This is a genomic window from Martelella sp. NC20, from assembly GCF_013459645.1.
GTDB lineage: Bacteria > Pseudomonadota > Alphaproteobacteria > Rhizobiales > Rhizobiaceae > Martelella.
This window is the reverse complement of record NZ_CP054861.1, coordinates 5,502,588-5,528,198: the sequence shown is the minus strand read 5'-3', so window position 1 is coordinate 5,528,198 and position 25,611 is coordinate 5,502,588. Positions and strand designations below refer to the sequence as shown.

Below are 25,611 nucleotides of genomic sequence, written 5' to 3'. Positions count from 1 at the left end.
AGGGGGGAGATTGGAATAGCCGAGGCTTTTCACGCGCGGCTGAAGCAAGGGAGGTCGCAGGCCTTGCTCCAGGAAAGAAGGACGGCCGTAACGACCGTGATGAAATGACGGAAATGAAACGGCATATTCTTGTGATCTCGACAGCGGCCGTGGCCGCTTGTTTGTGTTTTACGACAGCGCTTGCCGGCGACTGGACGCCACCAACCGAGCGCACCGACCTCGATGCCAGGGATAGGGCGCGGGTCGAGAAGGTCACGCGGCCGACGGACGATTTTTCCAAGCCGGAAGCCTTCGAGACCATGCAGGGCGGGGCCGCGACCAGCACGGCGAATGTCACCCGCGACAGTTTCTCGCATTCTTCCGCCAACATCACCTTCGCCGAGGAGGAAACCTTCAAGCTCGGCAATGCGCTGTTTCGAAAGTTCTGGGTTTCCTCGCCGTCCTCGACCCAGGCCTCCGACGGGCTCGGGCCGTTGTTCAACGCGCGCTCGTGCCAGAGTTGCCATCTGAAGGACGGACGCGGCCATCCGCCCGAAGGCAACAGCGACGCGACATCGATGTTCCTGCGCCTTGCCCGCCCCGCGCGCACGCCGGAGGAGCAGGCGCGCATCGACAATTACGAGACCATCAACTTTCCCGACGCGGTCTATGGCGGGCAGCTTCAGGATCTGGCGGTGCCGGGGCTTTCCGCCGAAGGGCGGATGCAGATCGATTATGCCGAGCAAGAGATGACGCTCGGCGATGGCGCCGTGGTGTCGCTGCGTCACCCGACCTACAGTGTCGAAGATCTTGCCTATGGGCCGCTGGGGGAGGATACCACGCTGTCGCCCCGCGTCGCGAACCCGATGATCGGCCTTGGCCTCGTGCAGGCGATCCATCCGGCCGATATTCTGGCCAATGCCGACCCGGAAGACGCGGATGGCGACGGCATTTCCGGCCGACCGAATATCGTCAGCGATACGGTGACGGGCGAGGTCACGCTTGGCCGCTTCGGCTGGAAGGCGCAGAACGCGACGATCCGCGATCAGTCCACCGGCGCGCTCAGCGGCGATATCGGCGTATCCTCGCCCGATGCGCCGAACCCTTACGGCGATTGTTCCGAGGCGGAGGCAGCATGCCTGGCAATGCCCACCGGCGTACAGCCGCGCCTCGGCGATACCGAGGCGCCCGATCCGGTGATGGATCTCATCACCTTCTATTCCGAAAACCTCGCCGTGCCGGCGCGGCGCGATGTCGATGACCCTGAGGTGCTGCGCGGCAAGCAGGTGTTTTACGACGCCGGCTGCACCGCCTGCCATACGCCCAAATACGTCACCAGCCGCGAGGCCGAAAATCCGGCGCATCGCTTCCAGCTGATCTGGCCCTATTCCGATTTCCTGCTTCACGATATGGGCGAAGGGCTTGCAGACGGCCAGCCGGTGGCGATGGCCACCGGCCGCGAATGGCGCACCGCGCCGCTCTGGGGCAATGGCTTGACAGAGGTGGTCAACGATCATTCCTTCTTCCTGCATGATGGCCGCGCCCGCAACCGCACCGAGGCGATCCTCTGGCATGGCGGCGAGGCTGAAGCCGCGCGCGACAATTTCGCCAACGCCTCGAAGGAAGACCGGGACGCGCTGATCAAATTCCTGGAGTCGCTGTGAAACAGATCCTTGCCGCCACGTTTGTCATCCTGATCGCCGGCAGCGCCGCCGCCATGAACGAGCACGCCGTTCCCGGCGTGCTGGAACAGGCTGTGGATGGCTTTATCCGCCCCGGCTACCAGAATTTCGCGGCCTCCACGGCCACGCTTTCAGGCGCGGTCGAAGCCTTTTGCGCGTCGCCAGACGAGACCAGCTATGAGGCCGCGACGGCGGCCTTCGACAATACCGTCGAAGCCTGGTCCGCAATCGAGATCGTGCGCACCGGCCCGGTGCTGGAGGATCACCGTTTCGAGCGCATCCTCTATTATCCCGACCGCAAGAGCATCGGCCTGAAACAGGTGCAGGCGGCCATCGTCGAAGAGGATGAAAGCGCGCTGGACCCCGACTATCTGCCGCAGAAGAGCGTGGCGATGCAGGGTCTGCTGGCACTCGAATTCGTGCTGTTCGGCACCCGGTACGAGACCATGTTGGAAGCTCCCGACACCTACCGCTGCCGCTACGGCGAGGCGATCGCCACGAACATGGATCGTGTCGCCGGTGAATTGATTGCGGCCTGGGAAGCCGAGGACGGCGTCGCCGATGCCTGGAAACATCCCGGCCCCGAAAACCCGCTGTTTCGCACCGATGACGAGGCGCTGACCGCGCTGCTCGGCATTCTCGTCCACGGCGCGGAAACGGTGCGCGACCAGCGCATAGAATATTTCTACCGGGGCGAGGACGGGCCGAACTTCGCCGCCCGCGCGATCTACTGGCGCTCGCAAAACACCTGGCCCTCGATCGCCGCCAATCTTGATGCGCTGCAGGCGCTTTTGAACGATGCCGGCATGGAAGACCTGCTGGACGAGGATGTCCGCTCGATCGTGTCCTCGGTCAACTTCCTGTTTTCCGCGCTTGAGGGCGTGGCGGATGGCATGAGCCCGGATATCGAATTCGTGCTCGACGATCCGGATCAGCGCGCCAAGCTCGACTACATGATCATCAACCTGCGGGACCTGATTGTCCGGCTGAACGATAATTACGGCGGGGCGATCGGTCTCGGCGCTGGCTTTTCCTTCGCCGACGGAGACTGACATGTCCGCCCGCTCGGCCCTGATCGATCGCCGCAATTTCGTGAAGGCCGCCGGTTCCCTGTTTCTCGCGGGGCTTTCCGCGCCCGCCGCCCTCGCCCTGACGCGCGCCGATGCGGTTTTTGCCACGGGGATCAGAACGCCGGACGGACGGTTCGCGCTGGCGCTGATGGCAGAGGATGGCGGCTTCATCGCCGAGATCGCGCTGCCGGACCGGATCCACGGTCTCACCGTTTCACCGACAACCGGCGCGGTGGCGGCCTTCGCCCGCAGGCCCGGCACCTTCGTTCTGGTGACGTCGCCATCGGGCTCGAGCGCCGCGACGATTATCACCGCCGTCGCCGACCGGCATTTCTACGGTCATGGCGCGTTCTCGCCGGATGGCCGGTTGCTTTATGCCAGCGAGAACGATTTCGAAAGCCGACGTGGCGTGATCGGCATTTATGATGCCGGGCAGGATTACGCCCGGATCGGCGAATATCCGACCTATGGCATCGGCCCGCACGACCTTTCGGTGACGCCGGACGGCCGGTTTCTGGTGGCCGCCAATGGCGGGATCGAGACCCATCCGGATTTCGGCCGCACCAAGCTCAATCTCGACCATATGGAGCCGTCGCTGGCGCTGATCGACGCCGGAACCGGCGCGCTTGTCGAAAAACACGCGCTTCCCGCAGCCCTCAGCCAGCTTTCGACCCGGCATCTGGCGATCGGGGCGGAAGGGCGTATCTGGTTTGCCTGCCAGTTCGAGGGGCCGCGCAACGAGACGCCGCCGCTGATCGGCCATATCGCGCCAGGCGAGGCGCTTGCGTTCACCCCGCTGCCGGAGGACGTCACGATCGGTCTCGGCAATTATGTCGGCGCGATTGCGTCCAACCCGCGCGACGGGCTGATCGGCCTGACCTCGCCGAAGGGCCTGGTGGTGACGCTGGAGGAGGCGAGCGGCCGGCTGATCTCGACCCGAAGGCTTGAAAACGCCGCCGGCATCGCCTCCGCCGCGCACGGCTTTGCCGTTGGCACCTATGACGGGATATTTGCCGGCATGCGCCATGACGCTGCCTTCGATCAGCATGCGGTGCGCCTCACTGGCAATTCGGTCTAGCGGCGCTATCTATATGGTCATGAAAAACAGCAAAGCCATTCACGCGCTCTTCATTGTCGGCGTCGCCGCCGCCGGCCTTCTGGCCGGTTTCCTCAACATGCCGGGCGAATGGTATGCGTCGCTCGCCAAGCCGCCCTTCAATCCGCCGGACTGGCTGTTCGGCCCGGTCTGGACGGTGCTCTACGTCTTCATCGGCTGGGCCGGCGCCCGCAGCTTCCTCAGCCGCAGGGCCCATCCGGCGACCTTCGGTCTCTGGGTCGTTCAGCTTGTCCTGAATCTCGCCTGGATGCCGGTGTTCTTCGGCCTGCATATGATGGTCCCGGCGCTGATCATCATACTGGTCCTGCTGCTCGCCATCCTCGCCTTCATTGCCCGGACCCGGCAGCATGATCGCCTCTCGGCAGGCCTGTTCGTCCCCTACGCCCTCTGGGTCGCCTTCGCGACGCTGCTCAATGCCGCGCTGATTTACCTCAACTGAGGTTGCCGCTTGTCGGAAGCGCAGAGGCGTGGCAGGTTTGCGGGGAGCGAAAATGGTTTTGCGTTGGCGGCGAGAGCTCCGGTCAATCTCTCCCCTTGAGGGAGAGATGTCGCGAAAGCGACAGAGAGGGGTGAACCGTTTCTGCCAATTCTGAATTTCGGGGTGGCATTTCACCCCTCTCTGCCCTGCCGGGCATCTCCCCCTCAAGGGGGGAGATTGGCCGTGCGGCGAGGTCCGAGGCAAAGACAAACCTGGGTGTTCGGGCACCCGATCCATAAGGCAAGGCATTGGCAGATTTCGAACATGGTGATTTTCACGCCCGGATCGTGAACAGTTTCGCAAGTCAGGGCGCGATGGACATGATCGGCGCGGAGTTGACGCGGATCAGCCATGGCGTGGTCGAGATCGAGCTGTCGTTCGACCAGAAACTCACCCAGCAGCATGGCATTCTGCATGCAGGGGTGATCGCGGCCGGGCTGGAGACGGCCTGCACCTATGCCGCCTACACCATGATCGATACCGACGCCTCGCTGCTCACCATCGAGTTCAAGGTCAATCTGATGGCGCCGGGCAGGGGCGGCCGGTTCCTGTTTCGCGGCGAGGTCACCAAGCCCGGCAGCAACATCATCGTTACCGACGGCCGGGGCTATGCCATCGGCGACGGCCCCGCCAAGCTGATCGCCTCGATGTCGGGCACATGCATGGTGCTGCGCGACCGGGAAGGGTTTGCGGGCTGATGCGGGTCGAACGGATCGCCGGCAAACACGTGCTGTTCGTGATGGCCGCGTCCGCCGAATATGGCGAGCGGCTCAAGGCCCGCATCGCGCCGCTGATGACCGGCATCGGCCCGGTGGAAGCGGCGGTGCAACTGTCCAGAACGCTTGCCATGCTGGAACACGCTGATGCCGCGCCCGACCTCGTGGTCTCGCTCGGCTCCGCCGGGTCCGCCACGCTGGAGCAGACGGAACTCTACCAGGCCTCCTCGGTCTCCTACCGCGACATGGATGCCTCGCCGCTCGGCTTCGACAAGGGACGCACCCCCTTTCTTGAACTGCCGGCCGAAGTTGCGCTGCCATTTGTCATTCCGGGTTTGCCGCAGGCGCGGCTTTCGACCGGCGGCAACATCGTGTCGGGCGCTGCCTATGATGCCATCGACGCCGATATGGTGGACATGGAAACCTTCGCGCTTTTGCGCGCAGCCCAAGCCTTCAACCTGCCGCTGATCGCCTTGCGCGGGATTTCCGATGGCAAGGCGGAACTGAGGCATGTCAGCGACTGGACGCAATATCTGCATATAATCGATGAAAAACTCAGCCGTGCCATCGATCGTCTGGAAACCGCCATTGAAACGGGCGCGATTCCCCTATAAGGCCGGTTTTTAGCTTTCACCGACAGGAAGGCCCAGCCGTGATTCCAGAAATTACCCATCCCGATTCCGTCCTGATCATCGATTTCGGCAGTCAGGTGACGCAGCTGATCGCGCGCCGCGTGCGCGAGACCGGCGTCTATTGCGAGATCGTTCCGTTCCAGAAGGCGGAGGAAGGCTTCGAGCGGCTGCAGCCGAAGGGCGTGATTTTCTCCGGCGGTCCGGATTCCGTGACACGGGAAGGCTCGCCCCGCGCGCCGCAGGCCGTGTTCGACAGCGGCGTGCCGATCCTTGCGATCTGCTACGGCCAGCAGACCATGTGCGTTCAGCTCGGCGGCGTTGTCGAGGGCGGGCACGCGGCGGAATTCGGCCGGGCCGATGTCGAGATCCTGAAGGCCTCGCCGCTGTTCGAGGGTATCTGGGAGGTCGGCAACAAGTATCCGGTGTGGATGAGCCATGGCGACCGCGTCACGCAAGCGCCCGAAGGGTTCGAGATCATCGGCGTCTCGCCCAACGCGCCGTTCGCGATCTGCGTCAACGAGGACAAGCGCTACTACACCACGATGTTCCATCCGGAAGTGGTGCACACGCCTGACGGCGGCAGGCTGCTCGCCAATTTCGTGCACAACATCGTCGGGCTGAAGTCCGACTGGTCGATGGCGGCCTACCGCGCCGAGATGGTGCAGAAAATCCGCGATCAGGTCGGCGACAGCAAGGTTATCTGCGCGCTGTCGGGCGGCGTCGATTCATCCGTTGCAGCACTTCTGATCCATGAGGCCGTCGGCGACCAGCTCACCTGCATCCTCGTCGACCACGGGCTGATGCGCAAGAACGAAGCCAATGAAGTGGTCGCGATGTTCCGCGAGCACTACAATCTGCATCTCATCCATGTCGACGCGGTCGACAGGTTCGTCGGCGAACTGGAAGGCGTCGCCGATCCCGAAACCAAGCGCAAGATCATCGGCCGGCTGTTCATCGAGACCTTCGAGGACGAGGCGAAGAAGCTCGGCGGCGCCGATTTCCTGGGGCAGGGCACGCTCTATCCGGATGTCATCGAAAGCGTATCCTTCTCCGGCGGCCCCTCGGTGACGATCAAGTCGCACCACAATGTCGGGGGCCTGCCCGAGCGGATGAACATGCAACTGGTCGAGCCGCTGCGCGAACTGTTCAAGGACGAGGTCCGCGTGCTTGGCAAGGAACTCGGCCTGCCCGACAGCTTCATCGGCCGTCACCCGTTCCCGGGCCCCGGCCTTGCTATCCGCTGCCCCGGCGGCGTGACGAAGGAAAAGCTCGACATCCTGCGCGAGGCCGATGCGATCTATCTCGACGAGATCCGCAAGAACGGCCTCTACGACGTCATCTGGCAGGCCTTCGCCGTGCTGCTGCCGGTCCAGACCGTCGGCGTCATGGGCGACGGCCGCACCTATGAATTCGTCTGCGCTCTGCGCGCCGTCACCTCCGTCGACGGCATGACGGCGGACTTCTACCACTACGACATGAACTTCCTCGGCAAGGCCGCCACCCGCATCATCAACGAAGTCCGCGGCATCAACCGGGTGGTCTACGACGTAACGTCAAAGCCGCCGGGCACGATCGAGTGGGAATGATTCAGGCCCATCCGAACGCCGCCGAACCCACGCTAGAATACGACGTAACCTACTGAAAATAAAAATAAATTCCTCCTATGCCTATCGACATCTATCGGTGGGCATAGATGGCGTTCGGCGGCCTCGCTGACGGGCCTCGCCCCCATTGATCAACCGGAAAAACGAAAGTACCGTCAAGAGCAATGAGGCTCATGACGGTACTTTTTTTGACATAAGACGCTGAAATATAAGCGTTTTCTGTGCCATCGGCCTCCAAAAACCGCGTGACGGTACTTTTCCGCGAGGAGACCCGAAATGTTGACCGATGCAGCACTCAAGTGCTTGAAACCAAAAGCCAAAATGTACAAGGTATCCGATCGTGACGGCATGTATGTGCGCGTCGCGCCGTCTGGTGCCATCTCTTTCCGGCTCGACTATCGGCTGAACGGCAGGCGAGAGACCGTCTATCTCGGCAAATATGCCCGCGACGGAATATCGCTCGCCAGGGCTCGCGAGCTATGCATCGACGCACGGCGCGCAATTGCCGAGGGGCGGTCTCCTGCCATTGAGAAGCAGCGGGAAAAGCGCCGGATTAAGGAAGCGAAGAGCTTCGGTCAGTTCGGCGAGAAGTGGCTGACGAACGCAACCATGGCCGACAGCACGCGCGCGATGCGGCGCTCCATCTTCGAGCGCGAACTGATGCCCGTCTGGCGGAACCGACTTCTGACAGAGATCACACCTGATGACCTGCGCGCCCATTGCGGCAAGATCGTCGAGCGGGGTGCGCCTGCGACCGCCATTCATGTGAGAGATATTCTGAAGCAGATCTACGGTTTCGCCATTCTGCACGGCGAGAAGGTCGCCAACCCGGCTGATGACGTCGGTCCGGCCTCGATCGCCACCTTTACCCCGAAGGACCGCGCGCTTTCACCCGCCGAGATCCGCATCATGTTCAAACAGCTCGAGCATGTCGCGACGCTACCGACTATCCGCCTCGGCATGAAACTTTTCCTCCTCACCATGGTCCGGAAAAGTGAGTTGCAGGATGCGGTGTGGGACGAGATCGATTTCGACAACGCCGTCTGGACGATCCCGAAGGAGCGCATGAAGCGGTCGAAGCCGCACAACGTCTACCTGTGCCGACAGACGTTGGACATCATGATCGCGCTCAAGACCTGTTCCGGCAACTCCCGATATCTGTTGCCGTCCCGGTACGACGCGGACGCGCCGATGTCGCGTGCGACTTTCAATCGGGTTACCTATGCCGTCGTCGAACAGGCCAAAAAGGAGGGGCTGCCGCTGGAACCTTTCACGGTCCATGATCTGCGGCGAACGGGCTCGACCCTGTTAAACGAGTTGGGCTTTAACAGCGACTGGATCGAAAAGTGCCTGGCGCACGAGGACGGGCGTTCATCGCGCGGCGTCTATAACAAGGCCGAGTATGAAGTGCAGCGCCGGCATATGATGCAGCAGTGGGCGGATACCGTTGACGCTTGGATCGACGGGCGGAAGCATGCTCCCACGCTTTTGCCGCAAGCTATGCCCTTGATGGAGCTTGATCCCGCCCTTTGACGGGGCGGGTTTTCCGCTTGGTGACATCAGGGTGTTGTGCCCGCCGGATCGGCGCAGCCCGCCTTGCCATCAGCCAAGCCTCGACCTCGGCGAGGTCCCATACGATACACCGTGGCGAGAGTGCGAACCGACGGGGGAACTCGCCACGTTGCTCCATTTCATAAATCGTGCTGTCAGCCATCGGCACCATCTCGCGTAACTGGTGGCGCCGGATTGTTCGCCTGATTTGGGTAGTTTCGGTCCTCGCCATGCTGAATCTCCTCTTCGAGTCTTCGCTTGGAGATAGAAGACGATAGATCGCGTGGTTTGGAAGCCCTCCACTCAGGCCGTGCGGCAATATCGTGCAATGGCGGGCAAATCGGACGGACGTCAGGTCAAGCCATCCACGATCCGCATAGGCGCCTTGTCGGATTCGGATCTGTCGGCCGCCAGCCTGGAGAGATAGATCACTGACGTGGGCAGAACACGGGTGCCGGTCAGCGGCGCGGAGTCGTTGGGACAGAGTTGGTGTGATTGGAAATTTGGGCGCAAATTTCAAGCAGGCGGCGTAGAGCAGGATTGCTTCTGTCAACCTTCCACACCGCGCTGAAGTCGAAGGTCTCGCCAGGATTCGAAAGGGGAATGACCGTGAAATCAGGATGAACCATCGCAAGCGCTGCGTTTCCAACAAGCGTAATGCCATAGCCGGCAGTGATGAGACTGAGGACGCTCGCACAACCAGCGTTGTTCCGAATAATTCGCGGCCGAAAGCCTGGCTCAGAAAGCCGCCTAATCAGGAAGTCGTGAATATCGGACCCAGCTCCGGTAGAATTCAAGATGAACGTTTCGGATTTCAACTCCTCTACTGATATCGAATCTCGCGCTGCACGGGGATGGCGCGATCCCAATGCAACGAGGAGGCTTTCGGTCCATAGCCTCATGGTATGGCAGCCAGGAACATCAGGCGAGCCGGCTACAAATGCGACATCAGTCGACCCACTAACTACAGCAGCGATAGTTTCTTCCGAGGACCGTTCATCAATGGCGATCTCCGCTCCGGGCATTTCGTGGCGAAAGTGATGGAGCACGTTGGTGAGGAAGGATGCCCCAGAAAAGCAGGCAGTACCCAACCGCAGTGTTTCTCCGGCCGCGCCGCGGCTTCGGCGTAAGGCATCCACAACTTGGCGGAGTTGCTCGGCGCCGCGCGGCGCTTCGTCGACGAACTTCTTTCCGAGGTTCGTCAGGACGGCACCCCTGCGAGTTCGATCGAAAAGCGCAAACCCGAGTCTGTTCTCCAAGGCGCAAACGCGCCTACTAATTGTCGACTGAGGAATGTTTGTGAACTCGGCGGCGCGACGAAAACTTCCGTATTCCGCGACAAGAATTACGCATCGTAGATGTCGGAAATCCAGTTCAAAATCTGCCATGGACAGCGCGGCAAATTGAGGAGGGCGAGATCACGGCTTGCATTATGAGTTCTCCCCTATCCGAATTGCGTATTCTGATGGACCGAATGCAGCTCCGTGTAGTCGGGTAGCCGCCATCCGCCATCCCTATCTACCGGCGCGAATCTGGCGACTAAGTCCGGAATGCGGAGTAATGCGGCTAAGGCTGTTACGGTAAGAAACGTACTTACCCCAAGTCTCGTCTTGGGCATTCCCAAACGCAGCAGCCACGGATTTACGTTCTGGATTTCGTTGACGAAGGGCCGCAGCGTCTTGTCGTAGAGCGTAAAGGCGCGCGCGAGATTCTCCGCATTCCGATTGATCTCGCCGGCTAGGACATAGGCCCCAACCAGACTGCCCGAGACGCCCATCCCGCTGAATGGGGACGCGCAATGCGCGGCATCGCCCACCAGAACGACGCGGCCCTTGTGCCAGGTGTCGGTGCGAACCTGCACCACTTCCTGAGAGTAGAAGCTCGGCGTAGTCATCATGCCCTCGATAAACCGATCGGTTTGCCACCCGGCGTCGCGGAACCGTTTTGTCCAGAAGCTTATTTGCTGGTCGAGCGGTGCCCGATGAATCGCCGATGCTTCCTCGGAGCTTTCTCTGAGCACGAAGTAGACTTGCGTTTCCGTCGGGTTGTGGCTCCTGCGCATGATCATTCGGCCGCCAGGAGCGAGGTAGGTATTGCGGATATTGCCATCGTCGGCAGACGTGCGTGGGATGAACCAATAGGCCATATGAATGCCCATGCGCAGGTAGGGATCACCGGCATCGCGCGGCAGGATGCCCCTTCGGATGCGCGACCCCTGACCATCTGCTCCGACCAGCAGATCAAACGTATCGGATGTCCCATCGGAGAAGTGAGCGATGACCTTCTCGTCGTCCTGTTCGAACCGATCCAAGCTTTGGCCGAAGACGTATTCGACATTGTCCTTGGTTGCCTCATAGAGAATGCGCACAAGGTCACCGCGCATGATTTCATATTCGGACGTGAGGGATTGCGCGCCGCGGCCGGACCGGTTGGCCATGATCGTCGCTTTGGCGCGGCCTTGGGAGTCGACGAACGAGACGCCAGCCTCATCGACAAGGGTGCTGCGGATGGTGTCGATCAGACCCATGTGTCTGGCGGCTTCTATGCCTTGCCCGCGCAGATCCACCTGTGCCCCCGTGGCCCTGAGGGCCGGAAAGCGCTCGACCACGACGACTTGATGGCCGCTTCGAGTTAGCCAATAGGCCAATGCCGGCCCTGCGATCCCGCCGCCGCAAACGAGAATTTTGAGAGAGCGATTTTCAGTTTCAATCTTCATGTGAACAACCGAATCTATCAGTGATAGGCTAATTTACAAAATTCCCTATCGGCGATAGATTGTCAAGATGACCAAGCTGAATCGTGAAGCCGTAATTGCTGAGGCGCTGGATCTGCTCGACGAGGTTGGCCTTGATGGCATAAGTACAAGGCAACTCGCGAAGCGGCTTGGCGTCGAACAACCGTCGCTCTACTGGCATTTTCGCAAGAAGGAGGATCTGCTCGCTGCCATGGCCGAGACTGCGATGGCGCCGCACGCGACCGCTCCGCTTCCAACACCGTCCGATGACTGGCGTGATTGGTTCCTCAACAACACACGCAGTTTCCGGCAGACTCTGCTGATGCGCCGTGACGGCGCGAAGCTGCACGCAGGCACTCGCCCCGGCACTGCAGATATCGACCGGATCACGCACAAGATGGCCTTCCTGGTGGCGTCCGGCTTGTCAGAGCGGGATGCCCAGACAGCGATGCTCGCGTCCAGCCGCTTCACCGTCGGGAGCGTGTTAGAGGAACAAGCGGAAGCCAATCTCGCCGCAACGACGGACGATCTGATCGATTTTCCGCAGATAGATCACCAAGCCGCATTCGAAGAAGGGCTGAAGCTGATCATTGAGGGCCTCGCTGTACGATTGGAGAGTCAATCAAGGAGATCATAGAGGATGAGTTTAAATTCTGGTTCCGGTTGCCGGTGACCTGGTCGTTGCGCGTTTACGACTATCAAGAGCCAAGACGTCGCGTTAGCTTGGAGGAGAATGTCCGTCTCGCATACGCCGAGCTTTGTTATAGCCGCGATCGGTGGCGATGAAGCGCGCAATCATCGGCGCGATAAGTCGAGCTGGTTCAGTAACTGGCTCGCCTGTTTCCCGTCCGTGGATTTCGGCGTAGCTGACAAGGCTCCTGTAGACATTTGCGGGCAATTCCACAGTGACCTTCACGGGCTTGTCGTCACTTAGAGGGCCGAGCTTTAAGGCCGCCATGGTTAACCTCCATAGGGTTCGAGGACGAGATCTCGGGTGACGATCACCCTGACGGGGAAGCCTGGTCTAATCGTGAGCGTCGGGGCAATGTTGAGCTGGCGACGGACGATCTGCTGGCCGGCATCGTTGATCGTGTCCTGACCGCCATTGCGGATCGCTTGCATCAAGCGGTCATCGTTGCTGGTGGCAAGCTCTGCGCCGACACTGAGCAATGTCGAGAGGCCTGCCGCCTTGGCCAGATCCCACCAATGGTAATCGGTGCCGTCTTGGAGACCGGCGTGGCCTTCCGCATCGGCGCCCGGTTGGCGCTCCAGCACGATCGAGCGACCGTTCGGAAAGATCAGGCGATTCCAGACCAGCAGTACCCGGTTTTGCCCAAACTGGACGTTGTTGTCGTATTGACCAATGACGCGGGTGCCTTGCGGCACGAGCAGGATGCGGCCGGTCGGGCTATCGTAAATATTCTCTGTGACCTGCGCGGTGACCTGGCCGGGAAGATCGGAACGTATACCGGTGATCAACGCTGCCGATATGACCGCGCCAGCCTGCAGCACATAACGGGACGCCGGGGCCACCACCCGGTCGGGCGACACTGTGCGCCGATCGACGGCGGCATTTAGAAAGGCGTTCTGCCGGTCTTGCGCGGTCGGTGTGGCGGGCTGCGGCGCAAGGCCGAGGCTCGTGAGATCCTGCGTGACAGGCACATTCGTAGCGGCCGCATTGGGTGTAGGGGGCGCTGACGATGCGGTTCGTGTTTCTGTCGATGCAAACAGTCGGGCCGTTCTTGCGGCCTCGAGTTCCTGCAAGCGGCGTTGCTCTTCGGGGCTGAGGGCCGGATTGGGCGTTGCGACGCCCGGTGCCGGCATGGGCTGTCCGCGATTCTGTGCGTCGAGGATCGGTCGTCCGAGATCGCCAGGCAGCGGCGGCCCGAGCTGCGGGACGCCACTATAATCGCGTGGCAGACCGGCGATGCCATCGGCCGTGGCCCGGTTCTCGGTCGAGTAGAGTTCCTCGGCCGGGCGATCGCTGTCACGGGTCTGAAGGGCATAGACCAGCGCGCCGCCGATCCCGACACTCACGATGAGGCCGAGACCGGCCAGCACCTTTCGCGAAAGCCGGGTCACGCGCGGCGGCTCAGCGCGCAGCCGCATTGCCGCAGGACTTGTCGGCTCGCCCGTCAGGGGCCGAGCGCCGTCCTCCGGCTCTTCTTCTTTCCGGGTGTCGTTGTCGCTCACGACGCCGGCCTCCCGTCGGTGCGAATGATCCGAACCCGCTTCTGCTCACGGCCGGCCCCATACCGCAACTCGGCGGCGGCGAAGAGGCGGTCGACGATCATGTAGTTCGAGCGGACCCGATAGTTGACGAGTTCGGACGTGTTGCCTTCGGGACCGACGACGAAAAGCGGCGGCATTTCACCCTGGCCGATGCCGCGCGGGAATTCGATAAAGACCTGGCGTCCGTCATCGAAGGCGCGCAACGGGCGCCAGGGCGCCCGGTCGCCTTCGATCGTGTAGCGGAAGTTGACGTTGGTCAGATCGACGCCGGTGGCGACGGGCCGCGTCGCCTCGGCCTGCGCGTTCTGCCGGCGCAGCGCGATGAGTTGATCCTGCGGGTACTGCCAGGAGACAGAGGCCATATAGGTGCGCTCGGTCGAGCGCAACTCCATATGGTAAGTGCGCAAGTTGGTGTTGATGATGAGATTTGTCATCAGATCCGGTCGGGTCGGTTTGACCAGGATATGGACCTGTTGCGTCGCGCCCGAGCCGCTCAGTGTGTCGCCGATAATCCAGCGGACGGTGTCGCCGGCGGCGACCGGACCGGAGCCGACGAGCTGCTCACCGGGCTGGAGAGCGATGTCGGTGATCTGAGCGACGGCGGTATAGACTTGATAGAGCGCGCCCTGGGTGAACGGGTAGACCTGCATCGAGTTAATGAAACCGGCTCGGACGGGCTGCACGCGCGCAGCAGCGTTAGCCTGGTTCACCCGTGCCGCGGGATCGGCGGGTTCCGGTGTCTGCCGGGAGCGCTCGACCGGCTTCATCTGGCCGGGAAGCGGAAGCGGCCGCGGCAATTCCACGACAGTGACGGGCGCCGGGGGATCGACCGTCTGCACGGCCGGAGCGGCGTTGTCGTAGGATATCTCCGGCGGCTTTTGCGTGGTCGCGCATCCGGCGAGCGCCGTCGTGGCGAGAAGAATGACCGTCAGCATACCGATTCTCGTATGCGGATATGTTTGGATGTGTGAAGCCGGCATTCCGGCTTTACGGAAATACGGCTTCATTGCCCAAGCTCCCGTGACCAGTTGATGGCGTTGACGTAGATTCCGAGCGGGTTCTTCCGCAGCGTGTCGGCGTTGCGCGGCGTCTGGATCACGATCGTCAGGATGGCGGTCCATCGCTCGGTCGTCGCAAGCTGGCCGTTCTCGTAGCGGCGCTCGATCCAGGCAACGCGGAAGCTGTCGGGGGACGCGCGGATGACGCTGGAGACCTCGACGGAGATTTGCTGGCGGCCGACCTTGGTGAAGGGGTCATTGGCGCGCGCATAGTCATTGAGGGCGGCGGCGCCATGATCGGTCGTGAAGTCGTAGGCCCGCAGCCAGTTCTGGCGGACGATGATGACGTCGGCCGGAATCGAGCGCACCTCCTCGATGAAGCGGGCCAGGTGGAAGGCGATTTGCGGATCGGTCGGGCGATAATCGGCCACGGCTGGCGCGACCGCCTGTGCCTGTCCGAGCCGGTCGGTCTGCACCACCCAGGGCACGACGGTTCCCCGCGCCGACTGCCAGACAAGCGCAGCGGCAAAGCCTGCCGAGAGGAAAAGCGAGCCGAAGGCCATGAGTCGCCAGTTGCGCGCCTGGACGCGCGCCGATCCGATGCGCTCATCCCAGACTTGGCTCGCACGCTGGTAAGGGGTCTCGGGTTCGGGGCTCTTGCCATAGTGGGTGGAGGGTCGCTTGAACATTAGCGGTCGCTTTCGGAGAGGTTGACGGAGGAGCCGCCGCCATGCGCGTCGCCGGAGCGGACGGCGTGCGCCGTCGCCTGAACGGCATGGGTCATTTTCTGACTGCGGCGCATGCGTTGGGCCCAGGCGGGAGGACCATCGGCCTTGGAAGAAGGCGCGGCCTCGGCGGCGTCACCGCCGATCGTTCCGCCGGTCGATGAGCCGCCCGTGGCTTCGAGCGCGGCATGCCCGCCGGCATTGAAGCTCGAACGCATGCTGTCGGCGGCGCGCGATGCGGCACGGCGCAGGGGCGAGATCGCCGCGCTTCCCCCGGCGCGCGCGACGCCGCCGAGACCGGATGCGACGCCCGCGGCCCCAGACTGGCCGGCCGCGCCGAGACTGTAGGCAGTCGAAGCGCCACCAGCGAGCGCCGCGCCGCCACGGGCGGCGGCGGCGGCCCCTCCGACCAGCGACGCTCCTCCCGTCGCGGCCGCGCCCACGGCGCCAGCGCCAAGCGCGACCATGCCGCCGGCCGCAAGGCCGGTTCCCACCGCCGCGCCGGCGCTGAGCTGCGGGCCACCGGAGACGATGCCCGATGCTATGCCGGGGCCGAAGATGCCAAGGCCGAGCAGCGACAGCGCGGCGAGGACAATGGCCATGGCCTCGTCGATCGAGGGCGTCGCGCCACCGAAGCCGGCGGTGAATTCCGAAAAGAGCGTCGAGCCGATGCCGATGATGACGGCGAGGACCAGCACCTTGATGCCAGACGAGATGACATTGCCAAGCACACGCTCGGCCATGAAGGCCGATTTGCCGAACAGGCCGAAGGGGATTAGCACGAAGCCGGCGAGCGTCGTCAGCTTGAACTCGATCAGGGTGACGAAGAGCTGGATGGCGAGGACGAAGAAGGCGAGCAGCACCAGCGCCCAGGCGAACAACATGCAGGTGATCTGGATGAAGTTCTCGAAGAAGGACCAATAGCCCATCATGTTCGAGATCGAGTCGAGCAGCGGACGGCCAGCATCCAACCCGGTCTGCGCCACCTTGCCGGGGCGCAGGAGGTCGGCCGTTGTGAATCCCGTGCCACTCGCCTTGAGGCCGAGGCCTGCGAAGCTTTCGAAGACGATACGGGCGAGATTGTTCCAGTTGCCGATGATGTAAGCGAAGACGCCCACGAACAGCGTCTTCTTCACCAGCCGGGCGATGATGTCATCATCGCCGCCCCAGGACCAGAATAGCGCCGCCAGCGTCACGTCGATGACGATCAGCGTGGTGGCAATGAAGGCGACTTCGCCGCCGAGCAGCCCGAAGCCCCCGTCGATGTAGCGGGTGAAGACCTCGAGGAAATGGTCGATGACGCCGGTGTTCCCCATGTGCCTATTGCGCCTCTACCGGCTGGGGCGCCGTGGGCGCCTGAGGGAGGCGCTCGGCAGGACGCGAACCCGGCGCCAGGAAGCGCCGACGATTCTCCGCCCATGCGCGGCGGCAGGATGGATCGCGGGGACCGGCTTCGCCGAGCGCCTGGCAGCGCAGCAGTTCGTCGCGGAGCGGATCGGATTGCAGCGACGCCGGAGCGCTGGATGCCCAGGGCTCGGCCGGCTCCTCCTTGCGGCTCATCTCGATCGCCGTCGCGGTGATGGCGATGGCAACGAAAACGATGGCGGCCAGGCGTGCGAGCATCTTCCCGTCCATGGCCGACCCTCAGTTGCCGTTGCCGGGGAACATCCGGGCGTTGCCTGGCTGATAGCCGCTGCCGGGCGTCAGGAAGCGCCGGCGCTGTTCGCGGCCCTGCTCGGCGGCGGCGGCGCGCTCCGCTTCGGAGAGTGCCTGCGCGCGGCCATTGGCGGACACCACGGCGGTCAGATCGGCGAGTTGCTGCGCCTGAAGCGCGAGAAGCTGGTTTCCGGCTTGGGACACCTGCAAGGCGCCCGTCGCGCCCTGGCTCTGTCCGACCAGCGCCGACATCTGCGCGCGGTTGGTGTCGATGTTGCCGACGACACCGGCCTGCACGCGCATGGCGTCCTGAAGGCCGCCGACCGTGTTCTGCCAGCGCTCGCGTGCGTCGGCGACGAGCTGCTGGTCGGAGGCCGCCATCGACGCGTTGCCGTAGGTGGTGCGGAACGCCTGATCGATGTTCTGGACATTGTAGGCGATGCCTTGGGCCTCGCCGAGAAGCTGCTGGGTGCGTTGCACCGACTGCTGAAGCTGCTGAAGGGACGAATATGGTAGACTTGCGAGATTGCGGGCCTGATTGATCAACATCGTCGCCTCATTCTGGAGCGAGGTGATCTGGTTGTTGATCTGCTGAAGCGCGCGGGTCGCCGAAAGCAGGTTCTGGGCGTAGTTGGTGGGATCGTAGACGATCCACTGCGCATGCGCCGGAGCGGACAGCAGCGGTAGCGTGACGGTAGAGGCGGTGAACAGCGCGGCAGCGAGGCGTGCCGCGCGCGAGCGGCGCGGATTCATGATGACGTCTCCTTAATATTAAGGCCCGGAATGAGATCGACCGCCCAGCCGAGGTCGTGGCGGCCGAGCCAGCCGGCGAGGAACCCGTCGCGGCCATACTCGGCGACAGTTTGGGCGATGGCGGTCTGGTCGGACTTCGACGACGCGGCGCAGAGCGCCAGCGCCACGTCGGACAGGCCCAACTCGAACAGCCGGTTGCCTCGGCGCGACTGGCAGTAATAATCGCGCTTCGGCATGGCGCGGGCGAGGATCTCGATCTGCCGGTCGTTGAGGCCGAACCGCCGGTAGATGGCGGTAATCTGCGGCTCGATGGCCCGCTCGTTGGGGAGCAGGATACGGGTCTGACAGCTCTCGATGATGGCGGGAGCGATGGCCGAGCCGTCGATGTCGGACAGCGATTGGGTGGCGAAGAGGACCGAGGCGTTCTTCTTGCGCAGCGTTTTCAGCCATTCGCGGAGCCGGCCGGCGAAGCCTTCGTCGTCGAGCGCGAGCCAGCCCTCGTCGATGATGATGAGGGTAGCGCGGCCGTCGAGGCGGTCCTCAATCCGGTGGAAGAGATAGGCTAGCACGGCGGCCGCGGCCCCTGTACCGATCAGCCCCTCGGTCTCGAAGGCCTGGACGGTGGCTTCGCCGAGATGCTCCGCTTCGGCGTCGAGGAGCCGGCCATAGGGGCCGCCGACGCAATAGGGCCGCAGCGCCTGTTTGAGATCATTGGACTGGAGCAGCACGGACATACCGGTCAGGGTGCGCTCGGCGGGCGGTGCCGAGGCCAGCGAGGTTAGCGCCGTCCAGATATGCTCCTTGACCTCCGGCGTGATCGCGACGCTCTCGCGGCTGAGGATGGCGGAAATCCAGTCGGCGGCCCAAGCACGCTCGGCACCATCGTCGATCCGGGCGAGCGGCTGAAGCGATACGCTGTCGTCAGCGCCCTCGCTCAGACCGCCACCAAGATCGTGCCAATCGCCACCCATGGCGAGCGCCGCGGCGCGGATCGAACCGCCGAAATCGAAGGCGAAGACCTGGGCGCGATCGTAGCGCCGGAACTGCAACGCCATCAGCGCCAGAAGCACCGATTTGCCGGCGCCGGTCGGCCCGACGACCAGCGTATGGCCGACGTCGCCGACATGGATGGAAAGCCGGAACGGAGTCGAGCCATCGGTCTTGCCGAACAGCAGTGGGGGTGCTGCGAAATGCTCGTCCCGTTCCGGTCCCGCCCACACCGCCGAGAGCGGGATCATGTGGGCGAGATTGAGCGTCGACAGCGGCGGCTGCCGGACATTGGCATAGACATGGCCCGGCAGACTGCCGAGCCAGGCGTCGACGGCGTTGATGGTCTCGGGCATGGCCGTGAAGTCGCGGCCCTGGATCACCTTCTCGACCAGCCGCAGCTTCTCGGCGGCAATACGGGGATCAGCGTCCCAGACGGTAACGGTGGCGGTGACGTAGGCCTGACCGGCATAGTCGGCGCCGAGCTCCTGCAATGCGAGATCGGCGTCGGCCGCTTTGTTGGCGGCGTCGGTATCGACCAGCACCGACGCCTCGTTGGTCATCACCTCCTTCAGGATGGCGGCAATCGACTTGCGCTTGGCGAACCATTGCCGTCGAATTCTGGTGAGCAGTCTGGTCGCGTCGGTCTTGTCGAGCAGGACGGCGCGTGTGGACCAGCGATAGGGAAAGGCGAGCCCGTTGAGTTCGTCGAGGATGCCGGGCGTCGTCGCGGTCGGGAAGCCGACGATGGTGAGGATGCGGAAATGCGTGTCGCCTAGGCGTGGTTCCAGTCCGCCGGTGAGCGGCTGGTCGGCGACCAGCGCATCAAGATAGATCGGCGTCTCGGGTACACGGACGCGGTGCCGTTTGGTCGAGACCGTGGAGTGCAAATAGGTCAGCGTCTCGGCGTCATCGAGCCATGCGCATTCCGGCATGAAGGCGTCGACGAGTTGCAGGATGCGATTGGTGCGATCGGCAAAGCCGCGCAGCGCTTCATGGGCATCGGCGCCGCCACGCTCGCGGCCCTCGTAGAGCCAGCTTTCGGCGCGGGCGGCATCTTCGGCCGGCGGCAGATAGAGGAAGGTCAGGAAATAACTGGACTCGAAATGCGCTCCGGCCTCCTCGAAACCGGCTTTGCGCTCGGCATCGACCAATGCCGACGCCGGATCGGGAAAGCGGCTGTCAGGATAGATCGCCGCCTCATGGCGCTGCGCCTCGACGAAGATCGCCCAGCCTGAGCCGAGGCGGCGGAAGGCGTTGTTGAGTCGACCCGCGACCGCGACTACCTCGGCGGGCACGGCGCTGTCGAGATCGGGACCGCGAAACCGTGCGGTGCGCTGGAAGCTGCCGTCCTTGTTCAACACCACGCCATCACCGACGAGCGCGACCCACGGGAGGAAATCGGCGAGTCGGGTGTTGCGATTGCGATATTCGGCGAGGTTCATCATGGCGAGGTCCTCACACCGCGAGATAGGCGGGGATGCGCATATGCCGGCGTCCGACGTCAATGAACTGCGGATCGCGCTTGGCGGCCCAGACGGCGGCGAAATGGCCCATGGCCCACAGCGCAATCCCGACCAGCCAAAGGCGCAAGCCAAGGCCGAGCGCTGCCGCAAGCGTGCCGTTGAGGATGGCGATCGAGCGCGGCGCGCCGCCGAGCAGGATGTGTTCGGTCAGCGCCTGATGCACGGGAACGGAGAAACCCGGCACTTCGCCGCCATGGTCCGAGCCCCCGACCATCAGACCAGCGCCCCGCCGCCGAACGAGAAGAAGGACAGGAAGAAGCTCGATGCCGCAAACGCGATCGACAGACCGAAGACGATCTGGATCAGCCGCCGGAAGCCGCCCGAGGTGTCGCCGAAGGCGAGCGTCAGGCCGGTGACAATGATGATGATCACCGCGATGATTTTGGCGACGGGGCCTTCGATGCTTTCGAGGATGCTTTGCAGCGGCGCTTCCCAAGGCATGGAAGATCCGGAGGCGTGGGCGGCCGGCGCGAGCGCTACGATGATGAAGGTGGCGGAGGCCGCCGTGGCGATATGGCGGCGGATGCGCAAAGTGTGTCGGATCATGAGGGTTCTCCATGGTCGGTGTGCTGGATCGGGGTGACGCGGTAATCGCCGTCGGGGCCGAGCCCATCGATGCGCGCGAGTTCACCCAGGCGGCGCACCGCGCCGCGGCCGGACAGTACCGCGACGAGGTCGATGGTCTCGGCGATCAGCGCGCGGGGCACGGTAACGACGGCTTCCTGGATGAGCTGTTCGAGACGGCGCAGCGCGCCGATGGCCGTGCCGGCGTGAATGGTGCCGAGGCCGCCGGGATGGCCGGTTCCCCAGGCCTTGAGAAGGTCGAGCGCCTCGCTGCCGCGCACCTCGCCGATCGGGATGCGATCCGGACGCAGGCGCAGCGACGAACGGACGAGGTCGGACAAGGTCGCGACGCCGTCCTTGGTGCGCATGGCGACGAGGTTGGGCGCGGCGCATTGCAGCTCACGCGTATCCTCGATCAGCACGACGCGGTCCGAGGTCTTGGACACCTCGGCGAGAAGCGCATTGGTGAGCGTGGTCTTGCCGGTCGAGGTGCCGCCAGCGACGAGGATGTTGCGGCGTTCCGCAACGGCGGTGCGCAGCGCGTCGGCCTGGGCGGCGACCATGATGCCAGCGGCGACATAGTCGTCGAGGGTGAAAACGGCGACGGCGGGCTTACGGATGGCGAAGGCCGGCGCGGCTACCACGGGCGGCAGAAGGCCCTCGAACCGCTCTCCCGTTTCCGGTAGCTCGGCTGAGACGCGCGGATTACCGGCATGGACCTCGGCGCCGACATGGTGGGCGACCAGGCGGACGATGCGCTCGCCGTCGGCCACCGACAGCCGCTCGCCGCTGTCCGACAATCCCTCGGACAGCCGGTCAATCCAGAGACGGCCGTCGGGGTTGAGCATTACCTCGACGACGCTGACGTCTCCAAGGAAACCGGCAATGGCGGGGCCGAGTGCGGTCCGCAGCATGCGGGCCCCACGAAGTATTGCCTCAGGTTTCTCGGAAGAAGCGGCCACGTCGTCCCCGTTCTTTGCGGGACCGCGTCAGGCCGTCCCTGGCTCGGGGATGATTAAGAGAACCGGAAATCGATCCTCGGCAACAAGTTGTTTTTCTTGTCGTACTGTGGCGTACAAAGACAGGCGATCGGCGGGATTGAACAATACTTGAGTAGCCAAATTCGCTTACTATCGCGCGAACTCTTGCTGGTTCTGGCGTTGTCGCAATCGACGGGGGCTGGTCTGCAAATCCCCCGCTGTCGTCTTCAGGCTTCACATCCTCGAAACCGCCTCGAATGACGCTCCGCCATATAACGGTCTGGCGAGCTGCTGAGCGCCTTGCGGAACATGGTCACGAAGCTGCCGGACCAGGCACGTTGTAGCGCTCGAATATCTGGGAAGAGGCAAGAATGTCGCTGAGCGAAGATCAACGTCTCAGCGCGAAATCTGAGACCCAAGGCCATCAAGGACAGTTTCAAGCCCTGTATCGAAGATAATATCTGGGGACGGATGGCTGGCATCACGAATTATTTTCGCCAGCATTGGGAAATTTCCGGTCGCGATTAAACGCTCAAGATAGGGCCACCAGACCTTCTGCCAGTCCGCTTTACTCATACTGTTCTTGAGGTCGCTATTCTCGGCCTGCACAGCGCCGATCACGTATGCGTTGACTGTTCTGATGGCTTGCATGCTGGCGTCAACCGTGTCGAAGCCTGGGGAATCGTTCAACGCCGCAAAGCTTGCTTCCAGCATGGCGAGCGCGTTGGGTCCCATATGGGGCCGACCTCCGAGCAACTCGATGAACCAGGGGTGCTCACGGCAAGCACTGCGGATTCGGTTCGCGATTGTCCGAAGGGTGTCTCGCCACTCACCTACGATGGGTCCTTCAGAGACGATCTCGCCATACACGGCGTCAGCCATGAGGTCGAGCAACTCATCCTTCGTCGACAGATAGCGGTACAGCCGCATCGCTCCCGCATCGAGCGAGGATGCAACCTTCCTAAGTGAGACTGCGGACAAGCCTTCGCTGTCTGCGAGCGCAATTGCAGAGCGCACGATGTTGTCCCGGCTCAGCGGGCTCGGCGCGGGGCGGACAGCGGGCTCGGACCTTTCCCAAAGAGGTATAGGATCGCCCTGTTCGGACTTCATTGACGGTGTCATGCCCCTACTTTGCAGGAAAGCACCCGTCGTTGACAAGTCGCCGTCTGAAGAAATACACTGTATCGAATCAGACAGTGTAATGTCGGCCTTTTTGGCGACCGGCAAGGAGATCAAGATGGATATAGAACGTGCGTCGGTCCTAGTCGTCGGAGGCGGGATGGTTGGCCTGTCGGCTGCAGTGTTCCTGGCACGGCACGGCGTGCCGACAGTGCTGGTCGAACGACACGCTGGCAGTTCGCTTCATCCGCGTGCGATGGGCTTCACGACGCGAACGATGGAACTTTACCGGGCCGTCGGCCTCGGGTCCGAAATCCCACAGATTCCGCCTGGTTTCAGCCGACCTCGCCGTGTCAAGGTCGAGAGCGTCGCCGGGCAATGGGCGGCTGGCGATGTTGCCTGGACCCCCGATGCGCTCGAGGCGACGGCGGAGGGTTCCTCGGAAACGCGGGAATTTTCGATCTGCACCGGAGCGGCGATCCCGCAGGATCGGCTTGAGCCAATCATCCGCGCCAAAGCGATAGGACTGGGTGCGGACGTCAGGTTGTCGACGACGCTTTTGTCGTTCGAACAGGATGCGCGCGGCGTGACCGTCTTTCTGCGCCGGCGCGATGGCCACGAATACTCGCTGCGTGTCGATTACCTAATCGCGGCGGACGGTCATTCAAGTGCGATCCGTGAGGCCCTCGGCATCGGCCGCGATGGACGCGGGGTCCTCCGAACGGTGCGGAGCGTCCTGTTTCGGGCGCCACTCGATCAATATCTCGAATCCGGCGTCAGCCAATTCGAGATCGAGCAATCTGACTTCAAGGCCATGCTGACCACCTATCGTGACGGTCGCTGGCTGTTGATGTTCTCCGACGATCAGGAGCGTGACGAGTCCAGCCTGAAGGCGATGGTGGTCAAAGCGGTCGGGCGGTCGGATCTCGAAATTGAGATTATAACGACAGGCAGATGGGAATTGAGCGCATTGATTGCCGATCGGTTCGCATCCGGTCGGATATTCCTGGCCGGGGATGCGGCGCACACGCTGCCGCCTAGTCGCGGTGGCTATGGCGCCAACACGGGAATTGAGGATGCCCACAACCTTGCCTGGAAGGCTGCGTCTGTACTCTCCGGCTCATCCGCTCCCGGGTTGCTCGACACCTATGATGAGGAGCGGAGGCCTATCGCTTGGCTGCGTCACAGGCAAATCTTCGCGCGGCCGGACTATGCGCAGTTTGCTCTGCCAGCCGACAAGGATGTCCCGATCATCGACGATGATGCGATGGAGCTCGGCCAGCTCTACCAATCCGCAGCGGTCTGCAATGCCGGTCAAGATCTCCCTGCGGCCTTGAGACCCGATCAATGGTCGGGACAGCCGGGAACACGCGCGCCTCACGAGTGGGTGATCAGCGGCGGAGCCCGAGTATCGACGCTCGATCTCGTTCAGCCGGAATGGGTGTTGCTGACCCAGGATCAGCGTTGGCGGGCAGCAGCGGAGCAGGCGAGTGATCAGACCGGCATCAAGCTGAAGTGCGAGTTGGTCGATGGCGCGGCGGAAATGAGACCGCAAAAGTCGGGAAATCCACTCGATCTGCCGATTGAAAGAATTGTTGCCGAAGTGGCAGGAAAATCAGTGCTGGATACGCTGCTGCCCCAAGTTACGGGGCATGCCAGGTATGAGACTTTCAAAACGATGAGCCTGCGGCAGCTCCAGCCAATGTCACAGGGACAAATTAGCGATGAGGCGCTCGCTTCGGTGCAATCGGAATTGGGGGCAATTCTCGATTGCGCGACACTGCTCGACCCTGTCGATCCGGAAGCGTTTGCCAAAGCCTTTGGCATTGGTTGTGAAGGCTGTTCCCTGATTAGGCCCGACGGATTTGTCGCGTGGCGCTCGATCGACTTTCCCCCGAATGCAGTTCGCCAACTTGTTGACGTCTTCCGCGAGGTCGCTTTCGCGCGATCCTCGGTGCCGGCCTCCCTGAGGTAGCAGCGGCGGCGGGCCGATGATCTTCGACAACGCCAAGGCGGGACGGTTTGTAACATATAGGCCCCGACCGCCTCGGATTTGTCAGGGGTAGACGGCTATTCGGATCGGCGGTCACCATCGATGTCCTCGGAAATTTCCTGCCGCAGCTTCGGCCCGTTCGCGAGTCTACGACCCAGAGCCGCGATGAAGGCGTCGTATCGCTCGCCGGCCTTAGCACGAGCGGCCTGAGCGGCAGGCTCGGGCAAAGCCGGCGTCGTGGTCAGCCAGAAGCGAACGAAGATGGCCAGTGTCTCGACGGAAATGCCGACATCGCGTTCCATGCGGGTCATGCGCCGGTCGAGCTGGTCGAGCCGCTTGGTGATCGCAGCCTCCTGACGTTCCGCAGCGTCGGGTGACAAGAAGGATGCAATGCCGGCCTCTGCGACCAATGACAGCGAGTGGCCACGTCGGGCCGCGTGCGTAGCGAGAGCTTTCATGACATCGGGCTCGAGATAGACCGACAAGCGGCGCTTTTTCGGGGATTTCGTCATCGT

26 protein-coding genes are annotated in these 25,611 nt (G+C 63.0%); 10 read left to right on the top strand and 16 right to left on the bottom strand.

Annotated elements, in window-relative coordinates; all coding sequences use genetic code 11:
* The first annotated feature begins 113 nt into the window (after positions 1 to 113).
* From HQ843_RS26285 to HQ843_RS26250, 8 genes are all read left to right on the top strand, one after another.
* On the top strand, positions 114 to 1,643 hold the full coding sequence (locus HQ843_RS26285; RefSeq protein WP_246710228.1) for a di-heme oxidoreductase family protein: 1,530 nt from the start codon (positions 114 to 116) through the stop codon (positions 1,641 to 1,643).
* Positions 1,640 to 2,713 carry an imelysin family protein gene (locus tag HQ843_RS26280; RefSeq protein WP_180900446.1) on the top strand — a complete coding sequence of 358 codons (1,074 nt, stop codon included), beginning with the start codon at positions 1,640 to 1,642 and terminating at the stop codon, positions 2,711 to 2,713. The genes HQ843_RS26285 and HQ843_RS26280 overlap by 4 nt, the downstream gene beginning before the upstream one ends.
* Before the next feature lies 1 nt (position 2,714).
* Entirely contained in the window at positions 2,715 to 3,809 is a 1,095-nt protein-coding gene (locus HQ843_RS26275) for a DUF1513 domain-containing protein (RefSeq protein ID WP_180900447.1), read from the top strand.
* A 19-nt stretch (positions 3,810 to 3,828) separates the two neighbouring features.
* The gene (locus tag HQ843_RS26270; protein WP_180900448.1) at positions 3,829 to 4,287 is read left to right on the top strand and encodes a TspO/MBR family protein; all 459 of its coding nucleotides are present in this window, start codon (positions 3,829 to 3,831) and stop codon (positions 4,285 to 4,287) included.
* Positions 4,288 to 4,640: 353 nt separating this feature from the next.
* A complete protein-coding gene (locus HQ843_RS26265; protein ID WP_371822146.1) occupies positions 4,641 to 5,024 on the top strand; it encodes a PaaI family thioesterase in 384 nt (127 codons plus the stop codon).
* Positions 5,024 to 5,656: a 5'-methylthioadenosine/S-adenosylhomocysteine nucleosidase gene (locus HQ843_RS26260; RefSeq protein ID WP_180900450.1), complete on the top strand. Its 633-nt coding sequence runs from the start codon at positions 5,024 to 5,026 to the stop codon at positions 5,654 to 5,656. Before HQ843_RS26265 ends, HQ843_RS26260 begins: the two co-directional genes overlap by 1 nt.
* 41 nt (positions 5,657 to 5,697) lie before the next feature.
* On the top strand, positions 5,698 to 7,260 hold the full coding sequence (guaA, locus tag HQ843_RS26255) for a glutamine-hydrolyzing GMP synthase (RefSeq protein ID WP_180902025.1): 1,563 nt from the start codon (positions 5,698 to 5,700) through the stop codon (positions 7,258 to 7,260).
* A 294-nt stretch (positions 7,261 to 7,554) separates the two neighbouring features.
* A complete protein-coding gene (locus tag HQ843_RS26250; protein ID WP_180900451.1) occupies positions 7,555 to 8,811 on the top strand; it encodes a tyrosine-type recombinase/integrase in 1,257 nt (418 codons plus the stop codon).
* On the opposite strand, the gene HQ843_RS26245 is transcribed toward HQ843_RS26250, so the two are convergent.
* From HQ843_RS26245 to HQ843_RS26235, 3 genes are all read right to left on the bottom strand, one after another.
* Entirely contained in the window at positions 8,777 to 9,061 is a 285-nt protein-coding gene (locus tag HQ843_RS26245) for a helix-turn-helix transcriptional regulator (protein WP_180900452.1), read from the bottom strand. The genes HQ843_RS26250 and HQ843_RS26245 overlap by 35 nt on opposite strands.
* Before the next feature lie 226 nt (positions 9,062 to 9,287).
* Positions 9,288 to 10,217, bottom strand: coding sequence for a LysR family transcriptional regulator (locus tag HQ843_RS26240; RefSeq protein WP_180900453.1), 930 nt, complete (start codon positions 10,215 to 10,217; stop codon positions 9,288 to 9,290).
* A gap of 56 nt (positions 10,218 to 10,273) precedes the next feature.
* Positions 10,274 to 11,545, bottom strand: coding sequence for an FAD-dependent oxidoreductase (locus HQ843_RS26235; protein WP_180900454.1), 1,272 nt, complete (start codon positions 11,543 to 11,545; stop codon positions 10,274 to 10,276).
* A gap of 67 nt (positions 11,546 to 11,612) precedes the next feature.
* Between HQ843_RS26235 and HQ843_RS26230 the strand changes: the two genes are divergently transcribed.
* A complete protein-coding gene (locus HQ843_RS26230) occupies positions 11,613 to 12,200 on the top strand; it encodes a TetR/AcrR family transcriptional regulator C-terminal domain-containing protein (protein ID WP_180900455.1) in 588 nt (195 codons plus the stop codon).
* Positions 12,201 to 12,281: 81 nt separating this feature from the next.
* On the opposite strand, the gene HQ843_RS26225 is transcribed toward HQ843_RS26230, so the two are convergent.
* The 12 genes from HQ843_RS26225 to HQ843_RS26170 form a co-directional block, all read right to left on the bottom strand.
* Entirely contained in the window at positions 12,282 to 12,521 is a 240-nt protein-coding gene (locus HQ843_RS26225; protein ID WP_180900456.1) for a DUF2274 domain-containing protein, read from the bottom strand.
* A gap of 2 nt (positions 12,522 to 12,523) precedes the next feature.
* A complete protein-coding gene (locus HQ843_RS26220; RefSeq protein ID WP_180900457.1) occupies positions 12,524 to 13,756 on the bottom strand; it encodes a TrbI/VirB10 family protein in 1,233 nt (410 codons plus the stop codon).
* Complete coding sequence (gene trbG / locus HQ843_RS26215; RefSeq protein WP_180900458.1) at positions 13,753 to 14,802, bottom strand: P-type conjugative transfer protein TrbG; 1,050 nt, start codon at positions 14,800 to 14,802, stop codon at positions 13,753 to 13,755. The genes HQ843_RS26220 and trbG overlap by 4 nt, the downstream gene beginning before the upstream one ends.
* Complete coding sequence (gene trbF, locus HQ843_RS26210) at positions 14,799 to 15,482, bottom strand: conjugal transfer protein TrbF (RefSeq protein WP_180900459.1); 684 nt, start codon at positions 15,480 to 15,482, stop codon at positions 14,799 to 14,801. Before trbF ends, trbG begins: the two co-directional genes overlap by 4 nt.
* Positions 15,482 to 16,834, bottom strand: a complete 1,353-nt coding sequence (trbL, locus tag HQ843_RS26205; protein WP_180900460.1) for a P-type conjugative transfer protein TrbL — start codon at positions 16,832 to 16,834, stop codon at positions 15,482 to 15,484. The genes trbF and trbL overlap by 1 nt, the downstream gene beginning before the upstream one ends.
* 4 nt (positions 16,835 to 16,838) lie before the next feature.
* Positions 16,839 to 17,153 (bottom strand): putative entry exclusion protein TrbK-alt, encoded by a 315-nt coding sequence (gene trbK-alt / locus HQ843_RS26200; protein WP_180900461.1) that lies wholly within the window; start codon positions 17,151 to 17,153, stop codon positions 16,839 to 16,841.
* 9 nt (positions 17,154 to 17,162) lie between these two features.
* The gene (gene trbJ / locus HQ843_RS26195) at positions 17,163 to 17,927 is read right to left on the bottom strand and encodes a P-type conjugative transfer protein TrbJ (protein ID WP_180900462.1); all 765 of its coding nucleotides are present in this window, start codon (positions 17,925 to 17,927) and stop codon (positions 17,163 to 17,165) included.
* The gene (gene trbE / locus HQ843_RS26190) at positions 17,924 to 20,362 is read right to left on the bottom strand and encodes a conjugal transfer protein TrbE (RefSeq protein WP_180900463.1); all 2,439 of its coding nucleotides are present in this window, start codon (positions 20,360 to 20,362) and stop codon (positions 17,924 to 17,926) included. Before trbE ends, trbJ begins: the two co-directional genes overlap by 4 nt.
* 10 nt (positions 20,363 to 20,372) lie before the next feature.
* Positions 20,373 to 20,654 carry a VirB3 family type IV secretion system protein gene (locus tag HQ843_RS26185; RefSeq protein ID WP_180900464.1) on the bottom strand — a complete coding sequence of 94 codons (282 nt, stop codon included), beginning with the start codon at positions 20,652 to 20,654 and terminating at the stop codon, positions 20,373 to 20,375.
* Complete coding sequence (locus HQ843_RS26180) at positions 20,654 to 20,986, bottom strand: TrbC/VirB2 family protein (RefSeq protein WP_180900465.1); 333 nt, start codon at positions 20,984 to 20,986, stop codon at positions 20,654 to 20,656. The genes HQ843_RS26185 and HQ843_RS26180 overlap by 1 nt, the downstream gene beginning before the upstream one ends.
* Complete coding sequence (trbB, locus tag HQ843_RS26175; RefSeq protein ID WP_180900466.1) at positions 20,983 to 21,966, bottom strand: P-type conjugative transfer ATPase TrbB; 984 nt, start codon at positions 21,964 to 21,966, stop codon at positions 20,983 to 20,985. Before trbB ends, HQ843_RS26180 begins: the two co-directional genes overlap by 4 nt.
* A 414-nt stretch (positions 21,967 to 22,380) precedes the next feature.
* Complete coding sequence (locus HQ843_RS26170) at positions 22,381 to 23,094, bottom strand: TetR/AcrR family transcriptional regulator (protein ID WP_180900467.1); 714 nt, start codon at positions 23,092 to 23,094, stop codon at positions 22,381 to 22,383.
* 91 nt (positions 23,095 to 23,185) lie between these two features.
* On the opposite strand from HQ843_RS26170, the gene HQ843_RS26165 reads away from it, so the two are divergent.
* Positions 23,186 to 25,078 (top strand): FAD-dependent oxidoreductase, encoded by a 1,893-nt coding sequence (locus HQ843_RS26165; protein WP_210280277.1) that lies wholly within the window; start codon positions 23,186 to 23,188, stop codon positions 25,076 to 25,078.
* A gap of 95 nt (positions 25,079 to 25,173) precedes the next feature.
* On the opposite strand, the gene HQ843_RS26160 is transcribed toward HQ843_RS26165, so the two are convergent.
* Positions 25,174 to 25,608 (bottom strand): CopG family transcriptional regulator, encoded by a 435-nt coding sequence (locus HQ843_RS26160; RefSeq protein WP_180900469.1) that lies wholly within the window; start codon positions 25,606 to 25,608, stop codon positions 25,174 to 25,176.
* Between the last annotated feature and the right edge of the window lie 3 nt (positions 25,609 to 25,611).

Bases quoted from the DNA above. Each gene is read 5' to 3' on its own strand.
- HQ843_RS26260 (WP_180900450.1), top strand. From the start codon at position 5,024: ATGCGGGTCGAACGGATCGCCGGCAAACACGTGCTGTTCGTGATGGCC.
- HQ843_RS26185 (WP_180900464.1), bottom strand. From the start codon at position 20,654: ATGGTCGGGGGCTCGGACCATGGCGGCGAAGTGCCGGGTTTCTCCGTT.
- HQ843_RS26265 (WP_371822146.1), top strand. From the start codon at position 4,641: ATGGACATGATCGGCGCGGAGTTGACGCGGATCAGCCATGGCGTGGTC.
- HQ843_RS26250 (WP_180900451.1), top strand. From the start codon at position 7,555: ATGTTGACCGATGCAGCACTCAAGTGCTTGAAACCAAAAGCCAAAATG.
- HQ843_RS26170 (WP_180900467.1), bottom strand. From the start codon at position 23,094: ATGAAGTCCGAACAGGGCGATCCTATACCTCTTTGGGAAAGGTCCGAG.
- HQ843_RS26235 (WP_180900454.1), bottom strand. From the start codon at position 11,545: ATGAAGATTGAAACTGAAAATCGCTCTCTCAAAATTCTCGTTTGCGGC.
- HQ843_RS26275 (WP_180900447.1), top strand. From the start codon at position 2,715: ATGTCCGCCCGCTCGGCCCTGATCGATCGCCGCAATTTCGTGAAGGCC.
- trbL (WP_180900460.1), bottom strand. From the start codon at position 16,834: ATGGGGAACACCGGCGTCATCGACCATTTCCTCGAGGTCTTCACCCGC.
- trbF (WP_180900459.1), bottom strand. From the start codon at position 15,482: ATGTTCAAGCGACCCTCCACCCACTATGGCAAGAGCCCCGAACCCGAG.
- HQ843_RS26165 (WP_210280277.1), top strand. From the start codon at position 23,186: ATGTCGGCCTTTTTGGCGACCGGCAAGGAGATCAAGATGGATATAGAA.
- HQ843_RS26180 (WP_180900465.1), bottom strand. From the start codon at position 20,986: ATGATCCGACACACTTTGCGCATCCGCCGCCATATCGCCACGGCGGCC.
- trbE (WP_180900463.1), bottom strand. From the start codon at position 20,362: ATGATGAACCTCGCCGAATATCGCAATCGCAACACCCGACTCGCCGAT.
- trbJ (WP_180900462.1), bottom strand. From the start codon at position 17,927: ATGAATCCGCGCCGCTCGCGCGCGGCACGCCTCGCTGCCGCGCTGTTC.
- HQ843_RS26270 (WP_180900448.1), top strand. From the start codon at position 3,829: ATGAAAAACAGCAAAGCCATTCACGCGCTCTTCATTGTCGGCGTCGCC.
- HQ843_RS26240 (WP_180900453.1), bottom strand. From the start codon at position 10,217: ATGGCAGATTTTGAACTGGATTTCCGACATCTACGATGCGTAATTCTT.
- HQ843_RS26245 (WP_180900452.1), bottom strand. From the start codon at position 9,061: ATGGCGAGGACCGAAACTACCCAAATCAGGCGAACAATCCGGCGCCAC.
- HQ843_RS26230 (WP_180900455.1), top strand. From the start codon at position 11,613: ATGACCAAGCTGAATCGTGAAGCCGTAATTGCTGAGGCGCTGGATCTG.
- trbK-alt (WP_180900461.1), bottom strand. From the start codon at position 17,153: ATGGACGGGAAGATGCTCGCACGCCTGGCCGCCATCGTTTTCGTTGCC.
- HQ843_RS26225 (WP_180900456.1), bottom strand. From the start codon at position 12,521: ATGGCGGCCTTAAAGCTCGGCCCTCTAAGTGACGACAAGCCCGTGAAG.
- HQ843_RS26285 (WP_246710228.1), top strand. From the start codon at position 114: ATGAAACGGCATATTCTTGTGATCTCGACAGCGGCCGTGGCCGCTTGT.
- trbG (WP_180900458.1), bottom strand. From the start codon at position 14,802: ATGAAGCCGTATTTCCGTAAAGCCGGAATGCCGGCTTCACACATCCAA.
- HQ843_RS26160 (WP_180900469.1), bottom strand. From the start codon at position 25,608: ATGACGAAATCCCCGAAAAAGCGCCGCTTGTCGGTCTATCTCGAGCCC.